The organism is Myroides odoratus, from assembly GCF_965118575.1.
Lineage (GTDB): Bacteria > Bacteroidota > Bacteroidia > Flavobacteriales > Flavobacteriaceae > Flavobacterium > Flavobacterium odoratum_B.
The window spans coordinates 17,604-38,431 of record NZ_CBCPHW010000021.1 but is presented as its reverse complement, the minus strand read 5'-3'; the positions used below and the strand labels follow the sequence as shown (position 1 = coordinate 38,431).

Sequence of the window (20,828 nt, the reverse complement as noted above, 5' to 3'; positions counted from 1 at the left end):
AGGCAAATTTACTGCTTTTCATTTAGACATGAAATTTAAAGCAGGCTAAATTTTTATTTATACGTGATTAATCAATGTATTTTTTCTCTAAGAAATAGCTAACGATTGCTTCTTTCATTAAAACACTTTGTTCCCCTGCTCGTAAAGCCGGTAATTGTTCTTTGGTGTTGTAGTGCGGCCACCCATCATTGTCATAGTGGTCAAATTCATAATATCCGTAAGGTTCAAGAAGGCGACATATCGCAATATGCATTAAATTAACTTTATCGTCTTTTTTATATCGTTTTTTAATTTTACCTAATTCTTGAACACCAATAAGATAGATGATTGCTTCTAGATCAAGTACTTCGCCATCACCAAAGCGGGTAGATATTTTTTGGACGACATCTTCCCATCTTTTTTTTAATTGTTCATCTCTTGCCATATTGTTGTTTGTTTAATCAAACAAAGATACAATTTAGTTATGAGGGAGATTTAGAGAAAAAAATAATAATTTAGTGGATTATAAATGAGGAGGAAATGGTATTAGATATTTTAGCGTTAGGTGCGTTAGTTTTTGGAGTATTTCAAGGCTTAAAAAAAGGCTTTTTTGTTTCTGTAGTTTCTTTTCTGTCTCTATTAATTGGGACTATGGGCGCTTTGAAATTTTCGAATGTTGTAAAGGATTTTTTACAACATAAATGGGGTTGGGAATCTAGTTTTTTACCTACGCTCTCTTTTGTAATTGCTTTTGTATTGGCCATTTTAGCAGTGCGATTAGCAGCGCAACTTGCCACAAAGATTTTTGAAGCTGCTTTTTTGGGCTTCTTTAATCGCTTGTTAGGAGCCTTATTTCAGGTGTTAGTTATCGTCTTGGTCATGAGTCTGATGTATGCCTTATTCGATCAAGTAAATAGCCGAATTACGTTTGTAAGCCCAGAAACCTTAAATGCATCTAAAAGTTACGGTCTGTATGTATTCGTCTCAGAACATATTTTCCCTAGTTTATTTGAAATGGTACGTTATTTATTTGAAAAAAGCGTAGATGTTATGCAAACACCTACGCCAGAATCTATTTAGATTTCTTGAATTGCGTCTTTGTTGATCCAACCTACTTCTTGATTTTCTAAGCGAATTTTAATCCATAACGCATTTCTTTCCAAGATAAATACTTTCGTACCCTTGTGCAGTTCTCTTAGTGTGGTTGAGGTGCTTTTTGCTTCTTCTTTCACTTCGGTTTTCGCAGCAAAAACGATTCCCATTTCTGTATTTTTAGTATAGTTGCTTTCAAACGAAGCCGCATAAATACAACCGATACCAAGTAAGGAACTTAGAAGCATTCCTACAAATAAAAGGCGTTTAAAAGTGCTGTTGTGACTGATATAGTATACCATGAAGCAAATTAATAGGGCCACACTCGAAATAGTTGCTAAAATCGCCCACTGATCCGCTGACAACTTACCCAAACTTTGATGGGCAATATCGGCCTTATCATATTCTTGAATAAGGGTAATATCATCTTCTAGGTGCTCTTTCGCAAAATTTAAATTGGTTTTAGCTTCTTGCAGTGTAGGAGCTAACTTTAATGCTTTTTCATAGTAGTAAACTGCATTTATGTATTCTCCAGTCTTGTAATAAGCATTCGCCAAATTAAAATAAAGCTCAGGCGAATTATCATAGAGTTTGGCTAGGGCTAAATAACCATCAATAGCTTCTTTGAAATGTTCCTTTTGAAAAGTTTCATTCACTTTGTCAAAAGTCTTTTGCCAAGCTGTAGGTTGTGCATAAATACATACACTAAACAAGACAAAAACAAGATAAAAGGGTAGTTTTTTCATTAGGATTTAAATTGTTTTTCCAATTGATCTATCACATCAATTGCTGTTTCGTAATCTTTGACAATATTCACCTGATCAGTAGGTGTATAGCGAGCCCATTCACAAGCGTTTTTAAGACTCATAAAAGAATCGATTGCTTCTGGTGTAATGGTTTTTTCTTGCAAAATTTCTGTAATGTTATCATTGCTCATTTCACTAGTTTCTATCTGTAATTTTGCCTTTAAGAAGTTGTGTAAACAACGTTCTAAAGCCTCATAGAATACTGCTTTGTTATGCATGTGCTTTTTAGCTTCACTGAGGTATCTTTTCGCTAAGCGATTGTTTCTTCTCAATCGGTTTCCTTCAATGTCATTCGTGCGATTCGCTCTTAGTCGAGTTAGCAGCGCAAATAGGGGCATCGTTAGAAGAGGAACAACAAGTAAAATATAGAAAAGAGAGGTATTCCAATACATAGGCTTTTGACTTTCTACAAAAGTCAAGGTTGCCTTGTTTTTTTGGAAAAGTTCTTGATCATCCATCGCGTCTGTTCCCGCTAGTTCTTTGTTTGTAGGTAAGGTTGGTCCCTCTAAAACATTGATTTTTATTGTATCTGTAACAATCGTTTTATATTGTTTAGTGGCTAAATCAAAATACGAAAATTCCATAGGATCAATCGCATACTCCCCTTTGTATTGTGGGATAATAGTGTATTTATTAGTTCTATTTCCTTGTAATCCAAAGGCGGATGGATTTACTTTTTCTGAATATTGTGGATCGTAAACCTCTAAAGCAGAATGCGCTACGGGCGTAGGAAGGGTAACGAGGTTTAAATTTCCTTTTCCGGATACACTCACCGTTAAATAAAGCGGTTCACCTGCTTTTAACTCTTGGATAGAAGGGGTTACTTTAAATATAAATTCACCCACTCCTCCTGAAAAACTAGTAGGTCTGTCCTTTTGAGGTAAATCTTGGGCATCAATTGATAGGGCTTGAGAGCTATATTCTTTTTCAACTACGCCATATTCTGGAAAACCAAAAAAGTCTCTGCGTCCCGTTGGAACTTCGACCTGAACAGCTAAAGATAAAGGCTTAATCAGGTGTTTACCAACTTCTTGAGCCATGACAACATCTTGTTTCAAGACAATGTAATTGTACATCTCTCCCTTGAACTTGCCTTGTTTTAGCTCTGGACGTTGAGGCATATCTACATTATAAGTCCAAAATTTATCATAGGTAGGAATTTGATTTCCTCTATAACCCATAACCGTAGCATTGAAATACAATTTATATACAATGGTAACAGGCTCATTAATAAAAGGCTTCGTTTTAGAAATTTCTGCAACGAGGTGCACTTTATCTAAAGATCCTCGTTGAACTTGATTCATTTGCTGACGTGGATCTTGTCTTTCAACAGCATCTGTAACCGTAATTGTTATAGGACTCGTCGTATACGTTTCTCCTTCAATTTGAATAGCTGCTTTGCCAATGGTTATTTTTCCTTTTCGCTTCGGTTGAAGTAAATAAGAAAACGATTTCTTAAATGATTTTTTGCCATTCATCCAAGCATAGCTAACTGAGCTATTTGGGCCTCCAACAACCGTAAATCCCTCAAAAGTTGGCGGACGGAAATTGTCTCCATCGCTATTCATCGTAAATTCGATTTGAATAACGTCATTTAAAGGTGTTTGTTCTTTGTTCACACTAGCTTCAAAGGTCGTTTGTGCGACTAAAACTTGGGTGAAGAGAACACAAACAAATACAATATACAGGTGTAATGTTTTCATAGTTTACAGACTTTACCAGTCTTTTTTACGTTGTGTAGAACCTTGGGCTTCCCCTTTTTTATCTCCTGCTTTATTTTTATTGATCAAGCGTTGTTGTACGGCTTGCTCATCGCGATTAACAGCATCTAAGATACGTTCCATCTGCTCTTTACTCTGTTGCTGTTTTTGCTGTTCTGGACTAGGTGGTTGTTTGTTCTCCGAATTTTGATCCTTGTTGTCTTTCGAATCTCCTTGGTCTTTTTTGTCTCCCTTCGGATCACCTCCTTTATTGTCTTTATCTTGACCTTTATCCTGGTTCGGATCTTTGTTATCCTTATTATCTTTATCCTTATTATCTTGATCCTTATTATCTTGATCCTTGTTGTCTTGATCTTTATTATCTTGGTTCTGATCGTCTTGTGGATTTTCTTCGTTTAATTTTTTGGCAACCGCATAATTATAGCGCGTTTCATTGTCTTTCGGATTGTTTTTCAACGCATTTTTATACGCTTGTTCAGCCGCTTTATAATTCTTTTCAGCCATATAAGCATTCCCTAAATTGTGATAAGCGCTGTGCTTTGTTTCTTTGGTTGTAGCTTCATTAACCGCTCGAGTATACGCTGAGATAGCTTCTTTATTTTGCTTTTGACGAAATAATGAATTCCCCAAATTATACGTTGCTATTTCTTTTTTCTCATTTTTTGAAGAAGCAATGCGATAGGCGGCTTCCGATTGACTAAATTGTTTATGATCATAGGTTTCATTGCCTATGGTTAAAGCACGACCTGCTGATTGACCAAAAGAAGTCAAGGAAGCACAAAAGCACAAAAGAAAGAGTAGATATATATTTTTCATTTTTTTACAAACTATAAGCATTATTCTTTTTCATTGAAGAGATTTAACTTCTTCATCCAACTCGTTTTGCGTTCAAGAATGAATAAATCAATACAAATTAGCAAAAAGGAAAACCCTAAAAACCATTGAAATTGCGACTGGAATTCAGCGATTTGCTGGGATTCAAAATCCGTCTTTTCAATTTTATTCAACTCATGAGTGATGAGGTCTACAATTTCTTGTGTATTTGAACCATAAAAATATTTTCCTCCTGTTGCATCTGCAATGTGTTTTAACGTAGATGGATCAAGTTTTGTAATAACAATTTCATTGTCCCAATCTCTTTTGTATTCAATCCCTTTGGCTGTTCGAATCGGAATAGGACCTCCTTTTTCTGTACCAACTCCAATGGTGATGATTTTAATGTTTTTGTCTTTGGCAATTTGTATGGCTGAATCAATTGCTTCCCCGTGATCTTCCCCATCTGAAATGAGAATCATAACTTTACTCGTTCGCGGGTTATCAAAGTAATTGCTTGCCACGTGTATGGCATCTTCTAAGGCCGTACCTTGAGAGGAAACCATATCCGTATTCATCGATTGCAAATACATTTTGGCGGCATAATGATCCGTTGTAATTGGCAGCATAGGAAATGCACTCCCTGCATATCCAATAATTCCAAGACGATCAGGCCCTAGGTTGTTTATAATTTGAGAGGTTAATTGCTTCATTTTTGCCAAACGATCAGGAACCATATCCTGAGCGAGCATACTTTTAGAAACATCCAAAGTAAATACAATATCGACACCTTGTCTTTTAACTGTAACAATTCGAGTGCCAATCTTTGGATTGACAAGACCAATTACAATGCCAATTAGCGCTAAAAAATACAAACAAGCCTTGATAATAGGTTTATTAGCAGATCTATTCGGAGCTAATGCTTGTAGTGCTTTGGCAGTTGCAAATGTTCGTTGCACCTTCTTTTTCCACAGTATTTCCCATACAATTAGCAACGCAATTACGGCGATTGTAATTAGTAATAGAAAATATCTTTTGTCATCTAATTCCCACATAATGCTGTTAAATAAATCCTCTAAAAAGTGTTTTACTTAGAATAAAATCGAAGGCTAATAAGATAAAAGCAAGAAGAGCAAATAACCTGAATTTTTCTTCTGTATTGACGTACTTCTGTTCATCTATTTTTGTCTTTTCTAGCTGATTGATTTCGTCATATATATTTTTAAGACTTTGTGTGTTGGTTGCTCTAAAATATTGACCTCCTGTTTCTTTGGCAATTGTTTTCATTAACTCTTCATCCAATTCAACGGGAATCTTATCATAGACGATTTCTCCGTTAGGTTGTATGCCTACAGGAGATTCTGCAAGCCCATTAGTTCCAATTCCAATGGTATAAATCTTAATTTTATATTCTTTTGCAATTTGTGTGGCCATCAAAGGGTCAATCGTACCCGTGTTATTCACACCATCCGTCAGTAAAATGATAATTTTACTTTTTGCGGGACTATTTTTAATGCGATTAATAGCCGTAGTTAAACCAACGCCAATTGCTGTTCCATCTCGTAAATCATCGGAATACTTGATGTCGCGCAATGAATTTAATAAGAGGGTTTTATCACTGGTAACAGGAGTTTTAGTATACGCTTCAGCAGCATAGATTACAATTCCGATGCGATCGGCTACGCGTTGACTCACAAAATCTCCCGCTACGTTTTTTAAGGCCTCTAAGCGATTGGGCTTTAGATCTCGGGCTAACATACTCCCTGAAATATCCATGGCCATCACAATGTCAATACCATGTGTAGAATGTATTTGGTGATCTACACTGATAACTTGTGGTCGTGCCAAAGCAAGAATTAGCGCACTTAAGGCGATCACTTTCAGAATTATTGATAAAGGCAGTAAGCGTACTAGAAAAGAAGGTTGCCCTATAAAAGCATCCACTGAACTGAATTTAATAGTTGCCTTTTGTTTTTTTCTGTTTCTATACCAAATGAAAATTACAAGAGGTAGTAACAGAAACAACCAAAAGAATTCTGGATATAAAAAAGTTGCGTTTCTCATAGTTACTTATCTTGTTTATATTGCATAGAATCGAATACTTTTTCAGTAATCGTATCTGCATATTCATCTTCGGCATGATGGAAAATCCATACTTGGTTTAAGAGGCTTTTACTTTCATGGCTCAACACGCATTCAAACGCTATTTTCTGCTTTTTCTCTTTATCTTCATGTGGTTTTAAAACAAAAGTACCTTTTACTTTTAATCCAGTTAACCCCGAAGCATTTTCAAATTTTTCATGTGTTATTTCAATCCCATCTACCGCATAGGTTTTGATAATTAGTTTCAAGGAATGATCTAAAATCTCTTCATCGCTATATTTAAAATCTTTTCCCGTTTGTATTGTACTTAAGGTAATGTAGATAGGGTCTCCTAATTCACCACTTTGAAATTGCTGAATATTTTCAATCCCATCTATCCCACTATCACCTACGGTTGGATCATTTTTTCTAATTAAAACCTCTGGCGTAAGAACCGTTAAACCAACCCCACTTCCATAGGTGCTGTTAATCCATTCTTGATTTAATAAACGCTTGGTTGAGTTAAAAGTAAATACATTCAAGTTTTGATCTGAATTCGTATTGACAATATAAAGTATACCAATGCACAAGATTAAAGCGCCTGACACAATAGAAGGAATTCCAAGGCGCATTCTTTTTCTCTTTCTTTTGCGTTCCTCTCTCAATCGAATTCGCTCAGTTTGTGTAGCGGCCGAAATAGGATAGGCGGTATTAATTTCATTGATAATATTCTGAGTTTTAGAAGTATCAGCGGTAATTTCATTATCTTCTGGTTGTGATTTAGCAAATTTAACTAAGTCAGCCGTATCTAAAACGCGTTTAAATTCTTTGATAATTTTAGGGTCAATTTTGACTTCCTTATCACGCAAGGTATTTTTCAAAATTGAAATCGTTTCAAATGTTGTTAATTCACGAGCAGAAATACCAAAAGTGTCTTCAATAAAGGCACGGGCAATATCGGTCATTTCAGAATAGTAGGGTTTTGCATCGCCACGCGTCCAGTTTTGTTTTTCCTCTAATTGCTTTAGTTTAGTAACTGCTTTTTCAAAAGGCGTACTATATTTATCATCTTCAGTAAGATTCTTATCTTGCAATCTTTTGATAAATAGATAGATACCAACTCCAATAAGAATTGCTAAAAGGAGAAAAGCCAAGTAGTACCATCCCGTAGAAGGTGATGCGCCCACCGTAGAAATAGGTTTAATATCGTATAAAGGTGTTTTAAGCGTGTCAACCACTACGTTTTGAACGTGTATGCGAATTGAATCTGTTTTGAATAACTTGGAATCAATGATTACAGGCAATTCAGGTATAGTAAAGTTTCCTTCATCAAATTGAGTCAAGTCGTATTTTTTGATCAATTCAATCAAGTTATCTTTTTTAACGGTGTCTACAGGATACGAACCCAAGACCTCTAAAGAGCCCATGGTTTCAGATTCTGGAAACAATACTTTGCTGTCTTTTGACGTTATAGCACGAATCGTATATTGAATAGATTCTCCTATTTTGATTGTTGTTGTATCTACTTTAGTCTCAATAGGTAACTGAGCTAACATCAACTGAGATGATAACAAAAGAATCAGTACGCTTAAAAGATTGTATTTTGTTCTATTCAGTGTCATTTTATCTAGCTTTGAAATACCCTAATAATTTTTTTACATAACTCTCATCCACACGCATATTAATAACGCCAGCCCCACATTTTTGAAAGGTTTTCTTGAATTGGTCTTCATGCTTTAAAAAATGAGAGGTGTATTGATTTCTAACTTCCTTACTTCCAGAGTTGATGATTTGTTCTTCTTGCGTTTCAGCATCATATATTGTGATTAGCCCTACATTCGGAAGTTCTTTTTCTCGTTCATCATAAAGGCGTATTCCCGTAATATCGTGTTTTTTTGCCGCTATTTTTAAGGTGCTTTCATACGCTGGAGAAATAAAATCCGATAAGATAAAAACAATAGACTTTTTCTTAATGACCTTAGTCAAATACGTCAAGGCATGAGCGACATCTGTTTTTTTGCTTTTTGCTTTGAAGTCTATTAGCTCTCGAATAATTCTCAGTACATGGGTTTTTCCCTTTTTTGGAGGAACAAATAACTCAATCTGATCTGAAAATAAAATAAGTCCAATTTTATCGTTGTTTTGCGTAGCTGAAAAAGCTAAGGTAGCTGCAATTTCTGTAAGGATATCTCGCTTGAATTCATCGGTTGAACCAAAATTTTCAGAAGCACTGATATCTACTAAAAGCATGAGGGTTAGTTCTCTTTCTTCTTCAAAAACTTTGATATAAGGTTCATTATATCTAGCGGTTACATTCCAATCAATGGCGCGAATATCATCGCCAAATTGGTATTGTCGCACTTCAGAAAAGGTCATACCTCGTCCCTTAAAGGAAGTGTGGTACTCCCCAGAAAAAATATGATCACTTAAACGCTTGGTTTTGATCTCAATTTTTTTGACCTTTTTTAAAATATCTTTCGTTTCCATTGTAAATGAATTATTCCAAATAATTACTCCTTAATTGGAGGAATAATCGTTAAATAAATAGAGGTAATCCGCCGTTTTATACAGACTATGGAACCTCTATTTCGTTTACAATTTGATTGATGATATCTACAGAAGTTATGTTTTCTGCTTCTGCTTCGTAAGTAATTCCAATACGGTGGCGCAATACATCAATAACAACGGCACGAACATCTTCCGGAATTACATATCCTCTTCGTTTGATAAAGGCATAACATTTTGCAGCTATTGCCAAGTTGATACTACCACGTGGTGAAGCACCAAAACTGATGAGCGGTTTTAATTTTTCAAGTTTAAACTGCTCAGGATATCTTGTAGCAAAGATAATATCTAAGATATATTTTTCGATTTTCTCATCCATATACACTTTTTTCACGGCATCTTGGGCACGTTGGATTTGATCCAGTGTAATTACAGGATTGATTGTTTGCTTTTCTCCTGCTAAATTTTGACGAATAACTAAGCGTTCTTCTTCTAGTTTAGGGTAGTCAATAACCGTTTTCAACATAAAACGGTCCATTTGAGCTTCAGGTAGTGGATACGTTCCTTCTTGTTCTACCGGGTTTTGGGTTGCCATAACTAAAAAGGGCTTACCCAACGGATAGGTTGTGTCACTAATGGTCACTTGTTTCTCTTGCATGGCCTCTAAAAGCGCAGACTGTACTTTGGCAGGAGCACGGTTAATTTCATCCGCTAATATAAAGTTGGCAAAAATAGGGCCTTTGCGAATTGAAAAATCATTTTCCTTTACGTTGTAAATCATGGTACCAATAACATCAGCAGGAAGTAAATCCGGTGTAAACTGAATTCTATTAAACGTTCCATGTACGGCTTTTGATAAGGTATTAATGGCGAGTGTCTTTGCTAATCCAGGTACACCTTCAAGTAGAATGTGGCCCTGTCCTAGTAACCCAATTAATAATCGATCAATCATGTGCTTCTGACCTACAATAACCTTGTTCATTTCCATGGTCAAGATGTCAATAAAAGCACTTTCTCTTTCAATAAGTTCATTTAATTCTCGAATATCGTAATTTGATCCGGGTGTTTCCATAATAAAAATTTTGTCTGAAAATAACGCTCATTTAATTATTCATGCAAATTCAAAAAATATTCTCTATTAAGTTGTTAATAGATGGTTAAATCTAAAGTAGGCAATCAATATTTGGGCATGATTTATGGGTTTCTTTTTATAAATTTAAGAACAAAAAATAATTTGCTATGATAAATAAGCGATTACTTATTAAAAATCTATTGGCCCAATACGATGAGAATAGTTTCTATGATAAGAAACGGCAGCTAAATTTACACAGCAAATCGGGGAAAGCAAAATTTTTAAAGCATATTTGTGCCTTATCTAATTCAAATCCTGAAAATAACTCTTTTATCCTCGTTGGAGTGGATGATACAAACAATGAATTGGTAGGGGTTGATTTTTATGACGACAGCAAGATTCAGAACTTAGTGAACGCCTATTTTGCAAACCCTCCAAGTATTACCTATGACAATGTGACTTTTACGGATTTAGCTGAAGACAAGGTAATTGGATTGGTTACAATCGCTCCAAATTCGCAGTTGACAACGTTTAAACGAACCATAGGGGAAATTGTAGAAGGCACCTATTTTTCAAGAGTTGGAAGTACTTCTATTCCCAATGGAGTATTAATTCATAATGGAAATAAAAATCAGGTTGAAAGCATTGAAAAAAGTTCACAAAATAATTTAAATCACTTGCTTGATAGTGTTGTGCGTTATATGACACAATCGGGCAAACAATCGGGCAAACAAGCAACCAAAGATTTTCATGCGAATTACAGTGTATTTAGAGAACAATTTGTTATCTGTTGGATTGGAAAAAAAATGAATATTCGCGGTATTCCTTTCTATTCGCGGATGGATATTGAATTTGTCAATGAGCAGATTAAACTTTTCTATTCTTCCTTAGATGTAGTTACGCTATTTTATGATGCGGAATCCTTTGTATTAACGGAGTATTTGAACCTAGGGTTAAACGATGGAACGAGTTATTATCCTTTTGAAGAAGTGCGTTTGGACTTTTACGACAATGGCAGTTACAAGATAGAAAGTAAGATGTTGTTTGAACCGCCCAAATACAATGAAAATATATTGGAACACATTTATAGAAACAGTGTAAAAGTAATTTTTAAATTAAAACAAGGCGAACGACTAACTAATAAAGAAGAGCGTGTTTTAAATAAATTATGTTACAATATGATGCTTTGTTACCTCAATGGTTTTGAACAAGCAAAGGAGGAATTGATTGAGGTTAAAGATTATTTAAAATTTGCCAATGACCCTCAGTTGTTTATAGGCTTTAAGCAAGTTATGCGTATCTTGCGCAAGCTTAAATACGAAACAGATAGTTATGAGTAGAACATTGGTTATTGGCGATATTCATGGAGGATATAAAGGTTTAATACAACTTTTTGAAAGAGCCAAAGTAACACAAGAAGACCGATTGATTTTTTTAGGAGATTATGTTGATGGATGGAGTGAACCTCATAAAGTAGTTGATTTTTTATTAGATTTAGAACAAAGGTATTCCTGTGTGTTTTTAAGAGGAAACCACGAAAGCCTTTTGACCAATTGGATGCTAACTAGACAGGACAATCTTCAGTGGTTTAAAAATGGAGGAGATTCATCCGTAGCGGCTTATAGCAGTTTATCCGAAGAGAAAATTGCGCAGCATCTTGCTTTTTTTCAACGTTTGCAGAAGTATTATATAGATTCAACCAACAGATTGTTTGTTCATGCTGGATTTACGAATCCGCGCGGAATCGAGGCTGAATTTTTTGAAGAATATTTGTATTGGGATAGAACGCTTTGGGAAACAGCGATGGCAATGGATGTTACTTTGGATGAAACGAGTCATTTATATCCGCGAAGACTGAAATTGCACCCAGAGATTTTTATTGGACATACACCCGTAACCCATTTTGGTTTTGATGTACCAGTGAATTTTGCCAATGTTTGGAATATAGATACGGGTGCAGCGTTCTTAGGTAAAATTAGTTTGATGGATGTAGATACTAAAGAATATTGGCAAAGTGATTCTCTGGCTCATTTATATGCAACAGAAAAGGGAAGAAATCATCCTTAATTATAAAAAAGTATATCTTTGTATTTAAAGATAACGTCAAATGAAAAAAATAATTGCAGCTGCATTTTTACTAGGTGGAATATTGGGTGTTAAAGCTCAAGCAGTAAATGAAATTAAGATTAATATTCTTAATACAATTGTCGTGCCTTCCATAGAACTGGGTTATGAGCATTTTATTGACCATAATCAATCCATTGGAGCCGATTTATTTTTTATGGATCGCTTTTCGTATTACCATACAACCAAGAGCAAAGACCAGAAATTTAACACAACGAGTGTTGCCTTAAATTACAAGTATTATTTTGGAGATGACAGTAATGCGAATGGAAGTGGTTATAGCGTATCTCCTTTTATTAAGTACCGTTTTGGTAATTTTAAAGAAGATATTTCTGTGGGAGAAGGACTTGATCCGGTTCGTGTAAAAACAGATATGAATAGCTTTATCGTAGGTATTGGTGTTGGTCGCAAATGGACCATGGGCGATTCTTTTGCTATTGAGCCTTTTGTTAATATAGCAAGAAATTTTAGTAGCGAAGTAAACGATCGTTTCTCTGCTATTGAATTTAATGCAGGTGTTTCGATTGGATATCGTTTCTAATTAGAAATAATAACATATAAAAAAAGACGTCTGTGAAGACGTCTTTTTTTATGGGTTTATGTTTTGATTAAAAATCAAATTTAATACCTTGTGCTAATGGAAGTTGGCTTCCGTAGTTGATGGTATTCGTTTGTCTTCTCATGTAAGCTTTCCAAGCATCAGATCCAGACTCACGTCCACCACCTGTTTCTTTTTCACCTCCAAATGCGCCACCAATTTCAGCACCTGAAGTACCGATATTAACGTTCGCAATTCCACAATCAGATCCTGCTTGAGAAAGGAATAACTCCATTTCGCGCATGCTGTTTGTGAAAATTGAAGAAGATAAGCCTTGAGGAACACCATTTTGTAAATCAATAGCTTCTTCAATCGTAGTGTATTTCATTACATATAAAATAGGTGCAAATGTTTCTGCTTGAACAATTTCGAAGTCATTTTTAGCTTCGATGATACAAGGTTTAACATAACAACCACTTTCATAACCAGCTCCTTCAAGAACGCCACCTTCAACGATGATTTTTCCACCTTCTTGTTTCGCTTTCTCAATTGCGTTTAAATAATCTTGAACAGCTCCTTTATCGATAAGTGGTCCAACGTGATTCGCAGAATCTAATGGATTTCCTATTTGTAATTGTGCATAAGCACTTTGTAATACTTGGATTGTTTTATCATATACGCTTTCGTGAATAATTAAACGACGCGTAGAGGTACAACGCTGTCCTGCTGTTCCAACTGCTCCAAATACCGCTCCAACTAATACCATACTGATATCTGCATGTTCAGAAACGATAATTGCATTGTTTCCTCCTAGCTCTAGAATTGTATTTCCAAAACGCTCAGCAACTGTTTTTGATACGTGACGTCCAATACGAGTTGATCCAGTGAAAGATACTAATGGAATTCGGTGATCATTATTCATTAAATCACCACATTCGTTGCCAATTACTAAGTTACAAACTCCTTCTTGAATGTCGTTTGCTTTGAAAACTTTAGCAATAATATTTTGACAAGCTACGGCACATAATGGTGTTTTTGAACTTGGTTTCCAAATACAAACATCTCCAGATACCCAGGCAAGCATTGTATTCCAGCTCCATACAGCCACAGGGAAGTTGAAAGCAGAAATAACACCTACAATTCCAATTGGGTGCCATTGCTCATACATTCTGTGCATTGGTCTTTCAGAATGCATGGTTAAACCATATAACTGACGAGATAATCCTACTGCAAAATCACAGATGTCGATCATTTCTTGAACTTCACCTAAACCTTCTTGTAAGCTTTTTCCCATTTCATAAGAAACAAGTTTTCCAAGGTGTTCTTTATTTGCGCGTAATTCTTCTCCGATTTGGCGAACAAGCTCTCCTCTTTTTGGTGCAGGAACAAGTTTCCATGATTTGAAAGCTTCTTTTGCTGTTTGCATTACTTTTTCGTAATCTTCAGCAGTTGTTGCTTTTACTTTACCTATTAATTCACCGTTTACAGGTGAGTATGATTCGATAATTCTTCCGTTAGAAAATGAGTTTAAACCCGTTGAAGTTCCATTGTTTACTTCAGCAAGTCCTAAATGCTTCATCGCATCCAAAATTCCAAATTGGTCATTTGTTGTTGCCATTATTCTTCTTTTATAGTTTATAAGATAGTTCTTTGCTAAGATATAAAAATAATTTTAGCTAAGTCGTGTTGTGAAAAATACGGCATTAGGCTATATTATTAAGTTGTTGATAAGAATTTGAAATAAAAGTAGCTTTTATTGTGTTCTAAGTGTGAAAATCTAGTTAGGTTCTTAGTTCGAATATAAAGATTACTCAAAGTGAAAACTTTTTTTAATCACTTTGAGTTAAATCGTCCGATTAGGGGATATTTTGCATTACACAAGCACAAGTAGCACAAGTTCTCAATTCTTCTGAGCTGTAAAAATGCTTGAAGTGAGGAAAGAAATCAGTTTCTATGTCTGTTAATTCAAAATATACTTCATGTAATTTCTCATTGCAATTCTCACAATACCAGATTAATCCATCTTTTGCATGAGGATTTTTTCGCTTGGTTTCAATAACTAAGCCAACTGAATTTTCTGTTCGAATAGGAGAATGAGGCATTTTCGCTGGTAAAAGATAAATATCTCCTGGGTTTAAGGTGATTCGCTTTCTTTCTCCTTCTTCTTGTATATCGATGTAAATAGTTCCTTCGAGTTGAAAGAAAAATTCTTCATTTTCATTATAGTGAAAGTCCTTGCGGTTATTTGGCCCACCAACAACCATAATGATGTAATCTTTGGAATCAACAAATAGGCTTTTATTGGATACGGGTGGTTTCAGAAGGTCTTTGTTATCATTGACCCACTGTAAAAGGTTGAAAGATATGGCATTACTCATAAGGTAAAAATGCGTTTAGTTACTTTTACTCAACCAATTTTGAGGGTTATCAATATTGGAGTTGTGTGAAAGTAAGAATTTTAAAACTGTTTTTCCGGTGCTGTTGGTGTTAATGGTACCAATCGTTTGTTTTAGGCTTACTTTATCGCCTTTTTGAACGGTAACATCACGTAAATTTTGGTATACGGTAATATAATCACCATGTTGAATTAATACGGCTTTATTTCCTCCTGATAAGACTTGAACTTGTAGTACTTCCCCTTCAAAAATAGCTCTTGCTTTTGCATTGCTTTCCGTTGCTATTTCTACACCACTGTTGTGGATAGTCAAGTGGGTTTGTACGGGGTGTGGTTGATCGCCATAGCCTAAGGAAATATAACCCTTCTCAACTGGCCAAGGTAGTTTTCCGCGATTCGCTTTAAAATTATCAGCCACTAATTTCCCTTCTGGAGTTAACTCAAAAGTAGCGGCAGCACTTGAAGTAGCTGTTGATTTGGTTGTTGTTTTACCTGCTTTGGCAGCGGCTTCTCGGGCTTTTCTATTTGCCTCTTCAATCGCTTCGCGAATTAATTGTTGTATTTTTCTGTCGATGGCTTTGGTTTCATCTTGTTTTTTCTTGATCTGCTCATTGAACTTTTTCTGATCTTTTTTAACTAAAGAAACTAAGCCTTGTTGCTCTGTTAAATCTTGTTTTAAAACCTTTTCATTATTTTCTTGCTCCACAAGAAGCTTGCGTTGCTTTTCTTTTTCCACTTCTAAACGAGCTAAAACATCTTTCAATAAAACTGTTTTTTCTTTCAGTTCTTCTCCTTGCTGTTTTCTAAAATCAGCGTATTGCTTTAAATATTGCATGCGTTTATAAGCCTGAAAGAAGTTTTCAGAAGATAAAATGAACATCATCTTACTTTGATTCGATCGACTTTTGTACGCTTTGACAATTGTTTTAGCGTAATCTTGCTTTAAATTATCCAGTTCTTTTGCTAAAGTATTGGCTTCTTTCTGGTTTTTTGCAATCGTGTTGTTTGTGATGTTAATCTGCTTGCGCACATTGTTTATCAACTGTTTATTTAAGGTAACCTTGCGGTTAATTTCTTCTATTTCAGAAAGGATATTGCGCTCTTTAGTTTGTTCTCTATGAAGTAATTGTTGAACCGATTTTATCTCAATAACAATCTGCTGTTTTCTGCGCTCTAACTGTTCTTGCGTCTCTTTTTGTTGGGCATAAAAAGGCAATGCCATTAAAATGAACCATATAGAGCAGTATTTTTTTTTCATAGTGATTTACTTCTTAAGCAAGACAAAATTAATGTTTTTTACAGATTAATCATTTTATATCCCTTGGGAACACTATAATTAATTTGTAAATCTTCGTTAAATGAAACTTTTCTGTAACGAATATTCAAATTTATGGTTTTTTCTTCTTCTGCCAGTATATTTATTTCAGTTGGTACAATAAAGTTTTGTACTTTTTGATACCCCGGATATGAGATTGTTACTTTGCGATTTGAATCGCGCTCTGTAATTGCTTCTTTTTTTAAGAGTGTATTTTGATCTTCAAAAAAATAGGTAGACTGTAGCTCCTCTTGTTCGGATGAGCTAAGTTTGTGTAAACCATCTTCAATACTCGCTGCAAATTCCTGATCTTCACGACTGTCTAATACTTGGCCTAATAATAAATTCTGAAAGCGGTTGTAATTAACATCCGCACCGATGAATTGCGTTAATATAGCATAGCTGCCTTGAAAAGCATTTTCATTGAATTTCTCATAATATTGAATTCCTTCAGGCGTTATTAGCGCTTTTGCAACGGGTATATCGGCATAACGGATATTGAGCAAGATTTGTTTATCTTTCTCAATCATTACATCAATTCCTACTTTATTGGTTGAATTATCCTTGGTAAATTGTGCTGTTCCTCTGAGTATAGCCGTTTTAAAATTCTGTGCGTTTTTAGCATGATCATTTAAAATTACTAAAGCTGTTTTCGAGTTTTTTGCATCTGCTTCGCGTACGAGAAAACCTTCACTTCCCTTTTTACATCCAATGAATACTAAACTAGTAAGGAATAAGCAAGCAATTTTTTTCATAATTATTTGAGCTAAATGGATTTGTTTATCGAATATAGATAAAAAAAATCCGTTTTAAAGAAATTTAAAACGGATTTAATATATTTTAGTCTAGGACGGAATAGTCGCCAATACTTATATTGGTGTGATTTCCGTTGTATTTTGCGTGATTTCCAATCATAGCATTGTCCAGATTTGCATGCCCAATATAGGCGTTCGTTTGGATTAAGCTATTTTTAATTGTTGCGTTTTCAACTACCGAATTGTTTCCTAAAGACACATTTGGACCAATAGTTGCATGGCGTAAAACAACGTTGTCTCCAATATAACAAGGGGGAATGATTGTACTATTTTCCATTTGAATGGAAGTAGACACATAATTGCGGTTTTCTGCTTCTAAGAAATTCAGCATTCGGTTATTGGTATCAACGGTCACGTCTTTGTTTCCACAATCCATCCATTCATCTACCTGACCAGGAACAAAGCGCATGCCTTTTTGCTTCATATTTTCTAAAGCATCCGTTAATTGGTATTCACCGCCTTTGATTACGTTATTGTCTAATAAGAATTCTAATTCTTTGCGCAGGGTTTCTCCGCTTTTGAAGTAATAAATTCCAATAATCGCTAGATCTGAAACAAACGCAGTTGGTTTTTCAACAAAGTCAGTAATTTCATTTTGGTCATTCAATTGAACAACACCAAATGCACTAGGATCTTCTACTTGTTTCACCCAAATTACACTGTCAGCTGTTTTGTCCAAATTAAAATCAGCACGGAATAAGGTATCTGCATAAGCCACAACAAGAGGACCTGTCATACTCTCTTTGGCACATAAAATAGCATGAGCCGTACCTAAAGCTTCATTCTGATAGGAAATGGTTCCTTTTGCACCCAATTTTTCTGCAATAGCAATCAGGTCTTTTTCCGTTTGTTTTCCGAAACTTTCATGAATAATAAAAGCAATTTCTTCAATAGGATCCTTTAAAACTTTTGCAATATCCTCAACCAAACGGTGAACAATTGGTTTTCCTGCAATAGGAATTAAGGGTTTAGGTATAGTAAGGGTATGGGGGCGTAAACGTGATCCACGTCCAGCCATCGGTACAATGATTCTCATTCTGTAGCTTATTTTTTATTTTTATTTTACTCCTGTGCTTCCAAATCCGCCAGCACCTCTTTCTGTTTCAGATAAGGCGGATGTATTTTCCCATTGAATTTGCTCGTATTTTGCAATAACCATCTGAGCGATTCGCTCTCCATTTTCAATTACAAAAGGCTCCTTAGATAAATTCACTAGAATCACGCCAATTTCTCCTCTGTAATCAGCATCAATGGTTCCTGGGGAATTTAATAAAGTAATTCCTTTTTTTGCTGCTAAGCCACTTCTAGGTCTTATTTGAGCTTCATATCCTTCAGGTAGTTCTATAAATAATCCAGTTGGCACAATCGCTCTTTCTAAACTAGTTAAAGTAATAGGTTCGGAAAGATTTGCTCTTAAATCCATTCCTGCAGATTGTGCAGTTTCATAATGAGGCAAGACGTGTTGTGATTTATTTATAATTTTTACTGATGTCATAAACAATACTTTTAAAAATGTGGATACAAAGATAAAGGTTTGTTCTGATAATTGAATAGGAGTGAATTAGTTTTCCTCAACTGATTTTAGGAGGGTTGTACAACTGAAAGGGGATTCGATTCGGGACAAGTTGAAAAAGAGTGTTTATCCGTTTCTTTTTACCTTTAAAAAAGAGAAGGTAACCTCTTGTTTTTTGGTGGCTTTCTTTGCTCTTCTTTCGATAGTTCTTCGAGTTTTCTTCGGTAAAACATCCTTTTACCGAAGAAGACTCGAAGGATTCCCGAACAAGTATCGAAGAAAGACTATCTCAACTAAGGCGAAAGTATACGTGAGGGATACAGCCTATCTTAAGCGTTAAAAACAAAAATACAAAAAAAGAGAGACTCGTTTAATTTTTGTACTTTAGTCGTTATTTCCTATGGTAGAAAACCGAAAAATATTTACGCTACAGACGATCTTAAATCGCGTTCAGCAAGTTTTTGACGAACTTATGCTGGGGAAGTACTTTTGGATTAAAGTAGAGGTTCTGAAAGTAAATAAAGATCGGAGAGGACATTATTATCTAGAATTAGTAGAACAAGTTGAGGATAAGGTTCTAGCTAGATGTCGAGCTACGATTTGGAGTAGAAATGTTGAGCGATGTTTGATTGATGGAGGAGAAGATTTGGATCAGGTGGTCAAAGAAGGCGCTGAGATTTTGTGTTATTGTGAAGCAATCTTCCATCCCGTTTACGGTTTTTCTTTGCATGTAATTCACGTTGATTATGCGTTTAGTTTGGGTGAAATTGAGCGAAAAAAACAAATGGCGATTGTGCAGTTACAGCAAAAGGGATTACTTCAACTCAACAAGGAAAAAACCTATCCTTTAGTTATCCAAAAAATAGCAGTTTTAGCTTCAATAGGCACTTCAGGCTACGAGGATTTTGTTCAACATTTGCAACAAAATCCCTATAACTTTTCATTTGCCTTGCATTGTTTTGACACCCCTGTACAAGGAGAGTTGGCTGTGTCCTCTATGTTGCAACAATTAGAAATAATCTCAAAATGCGAATATGATGTAGTCGTTATACTACGCGGGGGTGGATCTAAATTTGATTTAGATGTATTTAATGCGCTATCGATAGCAGAAAAAATAGCACAAATGCCAGGTGCTGTTTTTACAGGGATTGGACACGAAACGGATAATACAGTAGCCGACTATGTGGCACATACCTATTTTAAAACGCCAAGTGCAGTTGCGGCTTTTATTATAGAACGAGCCTTTCAGTTTGACGTATTTTTAAGGCAGGGCGAAAGAATAGTACAAGAGCAAGCCTTTAGACTATTAGATAAAAGGGAAATGAGGTTACAGCAACTAGAGGAAAGAATAGGGAATTTAAGTCAAGCTAGACTTCGTGCAAGTCAAGGGCATTTAGAAACTCAAACGACCACCTTGATGTATGTCGTTCAACAATTGACGCAAAGCGCGATTCACGATTTGCATTTTAAGCGCCAGGCTATCGAAACAGAAGCAAGCGCTTTGCTAAAAAGGAAAGAGAATACGTTGGGGGATAAGAGGACGAGATTGACCCTGTGGGGGGAACAGAGTTTAGCGCTAGAGCAACAAAAAGTAAATTTGCTACAGGAGATGCTTGTGGCGCGTGTACGACATAAATTGGCCAAAGAAAAAATACAGCTTACACAAACAGAAGAACTCGTCTCTCTCTACGATATAGAAGAGATATTGAGAAAGGGGTTTGCCGTAATCCGCTATAAAGGAAAGGTTTTAGATGCCCATACACTATTGCGTAAAGGGGATGAACTAGAGCTAACGTTATACAACAGAAAATATAGAATTAAGTTAGAAAGTATAGAAGAAATAGAGCAATGGAAAAACTTACATATGAACACGCAGCAGCTGAATTAGATCAAATACTCACTGCATTAAAAAACGATGAAGTTACGGTTGATGAATTGGCTGAAAAAGTGGAACGCGCTTCTCAGTTGATTGTCTTTTGTAAGAAGAAATTAGCTGCAACAGAAGAAAAAGTAGTGAAAATCATCAACAAATTAGAACAATAGTTGGCTGTGCGTTTA

21 protein-coding genes are annotated in these 20,828 nt (G+C 35.5%); 6 read left to right on the top strand and 15 right to left on the bottom strand.

Going from position 1 to position 20,828, the window contains the following annotated elements:
- Positions 1-67: 67 nt before the first annotated feature.
- A complete protein-coding gene (locus tag ACMHJ2_RS15245; RefSeq protein ID WP_413513733.1) occupies positions 68-424 on the bottom strand; it encodes a hypothetical protein in 357 nt (118 codons plus the stop codon).
- 95 nt (positions 425-519) lie between these two features.
- On the opposite strand from ACMHJ2_RS15245, the gene ACMHJ2_RS15240 reads away from it, so the two are divergent.
- On the top strand, positions 520-1,059 hold the full coding sequence (locus ACMHJ2_RS15240) for a CvpA family protein (protein WP_413513732.1): 540 nt from the start codon (positions 520-522) through the stop codon (positions 1,057-1,059).
- Here ACMHJ2_RS15240 and ACMHJ2_RS15235 read toward each other — a convergent pair.
- The 8 genes from ACMHJ2_RS15235 to ACMHJ2_RS15200 form a co-directional block, all read right to left on the bottom strand.
- Positions 1,056-1,817, bottom strand: a complete 762-nt coding sequence (locus tag ACMHJ2_RS15235; RefSeq protein WP_413513731.1) for a tetratricopeptide repeat protein — start codon at positions 1,815-1,817, stop codon at positions 1,056-1,058. The two genes, ACMHJ2_RS15240 and ACMHJ2_RS15235, sit on opposite strands and share 4 nt — an antisense overlap.
- On the bottom strand, positions 1,817-3,580 hold the full coding sequence (locus ACMHJ2_RS15230) for a BatD family protein (protein WP_413513730.1): 1,764 nt from the start codon (positions 3,578-3,580) through the stop codon (positions 1,817-1,819). The genes ACMHJ2_RS15235 and ACMHJ2_RS15230 overlap by 1 nt, the downstream gene beginning before the upstream one ends.
- A 12-nt stretch (positions 3,581-3,592) precedes the next feature.
- The gene (locus tag ACMHJ2_RS15225) at positions 3,593-4,414 is read right to left on the bottom strand and encodes a tetratricopeptide repeat protein (RefSeq protein WP_413513729.1); all 822 of its coding nucleotides are present in this window, start codon (positions 4,412-4,414) and stop codon (positions 3,593-3,595) included.
- Between the two features lie 20 nt (positions 4,415-4,434).
- The gene (locus tag ACMHJ2_RS15220) at positions 4,435-5,466 is read right to left on the bottom strand and encodes a VWA domain-containing protein (protein WP_413513728.1); all 1,032 of its coding nucleotides are present in this window, start codon (positions 5,464-5,466) and stop codon (positions 4,435-4,437) included.
- 7 nt (positions 5,467-5,473) lie between these two features.
- Positions 5,474-6,475 (bottom strand): VWA domain-containing protein, encoded by a 1,002-nt coding sequence (locus ACMHJ2_RS15215; protein WP_413513727.1) that lies wholly within the window; start codon positions 6,473-6,475, stop codon positions 5,474-5,476.
- Positions 6,476-6,477: 2 nt separating this feature from the next.
- The gene (locus tag ACMHJ2_RS15210) at positions 6,478-8,115 is read right to left on the bottom strand and encodes a BatD family protein (RefSeq protein ID WP_413513726.1); all 1,638 of its coding nucleotides are present in this window, start codon (positions 8,113-8,115) and stop codon (positions 6,478-6,480) included.
- 1 nt (position 8,116) lies between these two features.
- Positions 8,117-8,980 carry a DUF58 domain-containing protein gene (locus ACMHJ2_RS15205; protein WP_413513725.1) on the bottom strand — a complete coding sequence of 288 codons (864 nt, stop codon included), beginning with the start codon at positions 8,978-8,980 and terminating at the stop codon, positions 8,117-8,119.
- A gap of 85 nt (positions 8,981-9,065) precedes the next feature.
- Positions 9,066-10,070 carry an AAA family ATPase gene (locus ACMHJ2_RS15200; RefSeq protein ID WP_413513724.1) on the bottom strand — a complete coding sequence of 335 codons (1,005 nt, stop codon included), beginning with the start codon at positions 10,068-10,070 and terminating at the stop codon, positions 9,066-9,068.
- 167 nt (positions 10,071-10,237) lie between these two features.
- Here ACMHJ2_RS15200 and ACMHJ2_RS15195 point away from each other — a divergent pair, with 167 nt between their 5' ends.
- From ACMHJ2_RS15195 to ACMHJ2_RS15185, 3 genes are read left to right on the top strand one after another with little or no spacing between them, the layout of a single operon-like run.
- The gene (locus ACMHJ2_RS15195; RefSeq protein WP_413513723.1) at positions 10,238-11,410 is read left to right on the top strand and encodes a DUF5929 domain-containing protein; all 1,173 of its coding nucleotides are present in this window, start codon (positions 10,238-10,240) and stop codon (positions 11,408-11,410) included.
- Entirely contained in the window at positions 11,403-12,137 is a 735-nt protein-coding gene (locus tag ACMHJ2_RS15190) for a metallophosphoesterase family protein (RefSeq protein WP_413513722.1), read from the top strand. Before ACMHJ2_RS15195 ends, ACMHJ2_RS15190 begins: the two co-directional genes overlap by 8 nt.
- Positions 12,138-12,177: 40 nt before the next feature.
- Entirely contained in the window at positions 12,178-12,735 is a 558-nt protein-coding gene (locus ACMHJ2_RS15185; RefSeq protein ID WP_413513721.1) for a DUF3575 domain-containing protein, read from the top strand.
- Between the two features lie 67 nt (positions 12,736-12,802).
- Here ACMHJ2_RS15185 and ACMHJ2_RS15180 read toward each other — a convergent pair whose 3' ends face one another.
- The 6 genes from ACMHJ2_RS15180 to dut all read right to left on the bottom strand — a co-directional run bounded on the left by ACMHJ2_RS15180 (position 12,803) and on the right by dut (position 18,752).
- On the bottom strand, positions 12,803-14,350 hold the full coding sequence (locus tag ACMHJ2_RS15180) for an aldehyde dehydrogenase family protein (protein ID WP_413513720.1): 1,548 nt from the start codon (positions 14,348-14,350) through the stop codon (positions 12,803-12,805).
- Between the two features lie 238 nt (positions 14,351-14,588).
- Entirely contained in the window at positions 14,589-15,110 is a 522-nt protein-coding gene (locus ACMHJ2_RS15175; protein ID WP_413513719.1) for a 3-hydroxyanthranilate 3,4-dioxygenase, read from the bottom strand.
- Positions 15,111-15,125: 15 nt separating this feature from the next.
- Positions 15,126-16,385, bottom strand: a complete 1,260-nt coding sequence (locus ACMHJ2_RS15170) for a murein hydrolase activator EnvC family protein (protein WP_413513718.1) — start codon at positions 16,383-16,385, stop codon at positions 15,126-15,128.
- Positions 16,386-16,423: 38 nt separating this feature from the next.
- A complete protein-coding gene (locus ACMHJ2_RS15165) occupies positions 16,424-17,197 on the bottom strand; it encodes a DUF4292 domain-containing protein (RefSeq protein WP_413513717.1) in 774 nt (257 codons plus the stop codon).
- Positions 17,198-17,282: 85 nt separating this feature from the next.
- Entirely contained in the window at positions 17,283-18,293 is a 1,011-nt protein-coding gene (locus ACMHJ2_RS15160; RefSeq protein ID WP_413513716.1) for a sugar phosphate nucleotidyltransferase, read from the bottom strand.
- A gap of 21 nt (positions 18,294-18,314) precedes the next feature.
- Positions 18,315-18,752: a dUTP diphosphatase gene (dut, locus tag ACMHJ2_RS15155; RefSeq protein ID WP_413513715.1), complete on the bottom strand. Its 438-nt coding sequence runs from the start codon at positions 18,750-18,752 to the stop codon at positions 18,315-18,317.
- Positions 18,753-19,170: 418 nt separating this feature from the next.
- Here dut and xseA point away from each other — a divergent pair, with 418 nt between their 5' ends.
- Together xseA and xseB are read left to right on the top strand one after the other, a co-directional pair.
- Entirely contained in the window at positions 19,171-20,658 is a 1,488-nt protein-coding gene (gene xseA / locus ACMHJ2_RS15150) for an exodeoxyribonuclease VII large subunit (protein WP_413513714.1), read from the top strand.
- The gene (gene xseB, locus ACMHJ2_RS15145) at positions 20,619-20,813 is read left to right on the top strand and encodes an exodeoxyribonuclease VII small subunit (protein WP_413513713.1); all 195 of its coding nucleotides are present in this window, start codon (positions 20,619-20,621) and stop codon (positions 20,811-20,813) included. Before xseA ends, xseB begins: the two co-directional genes overlap by 40 nt.
- The last annotated feature ends 15 nt before the right edge of the window (positions 20,814-20,828 follow it).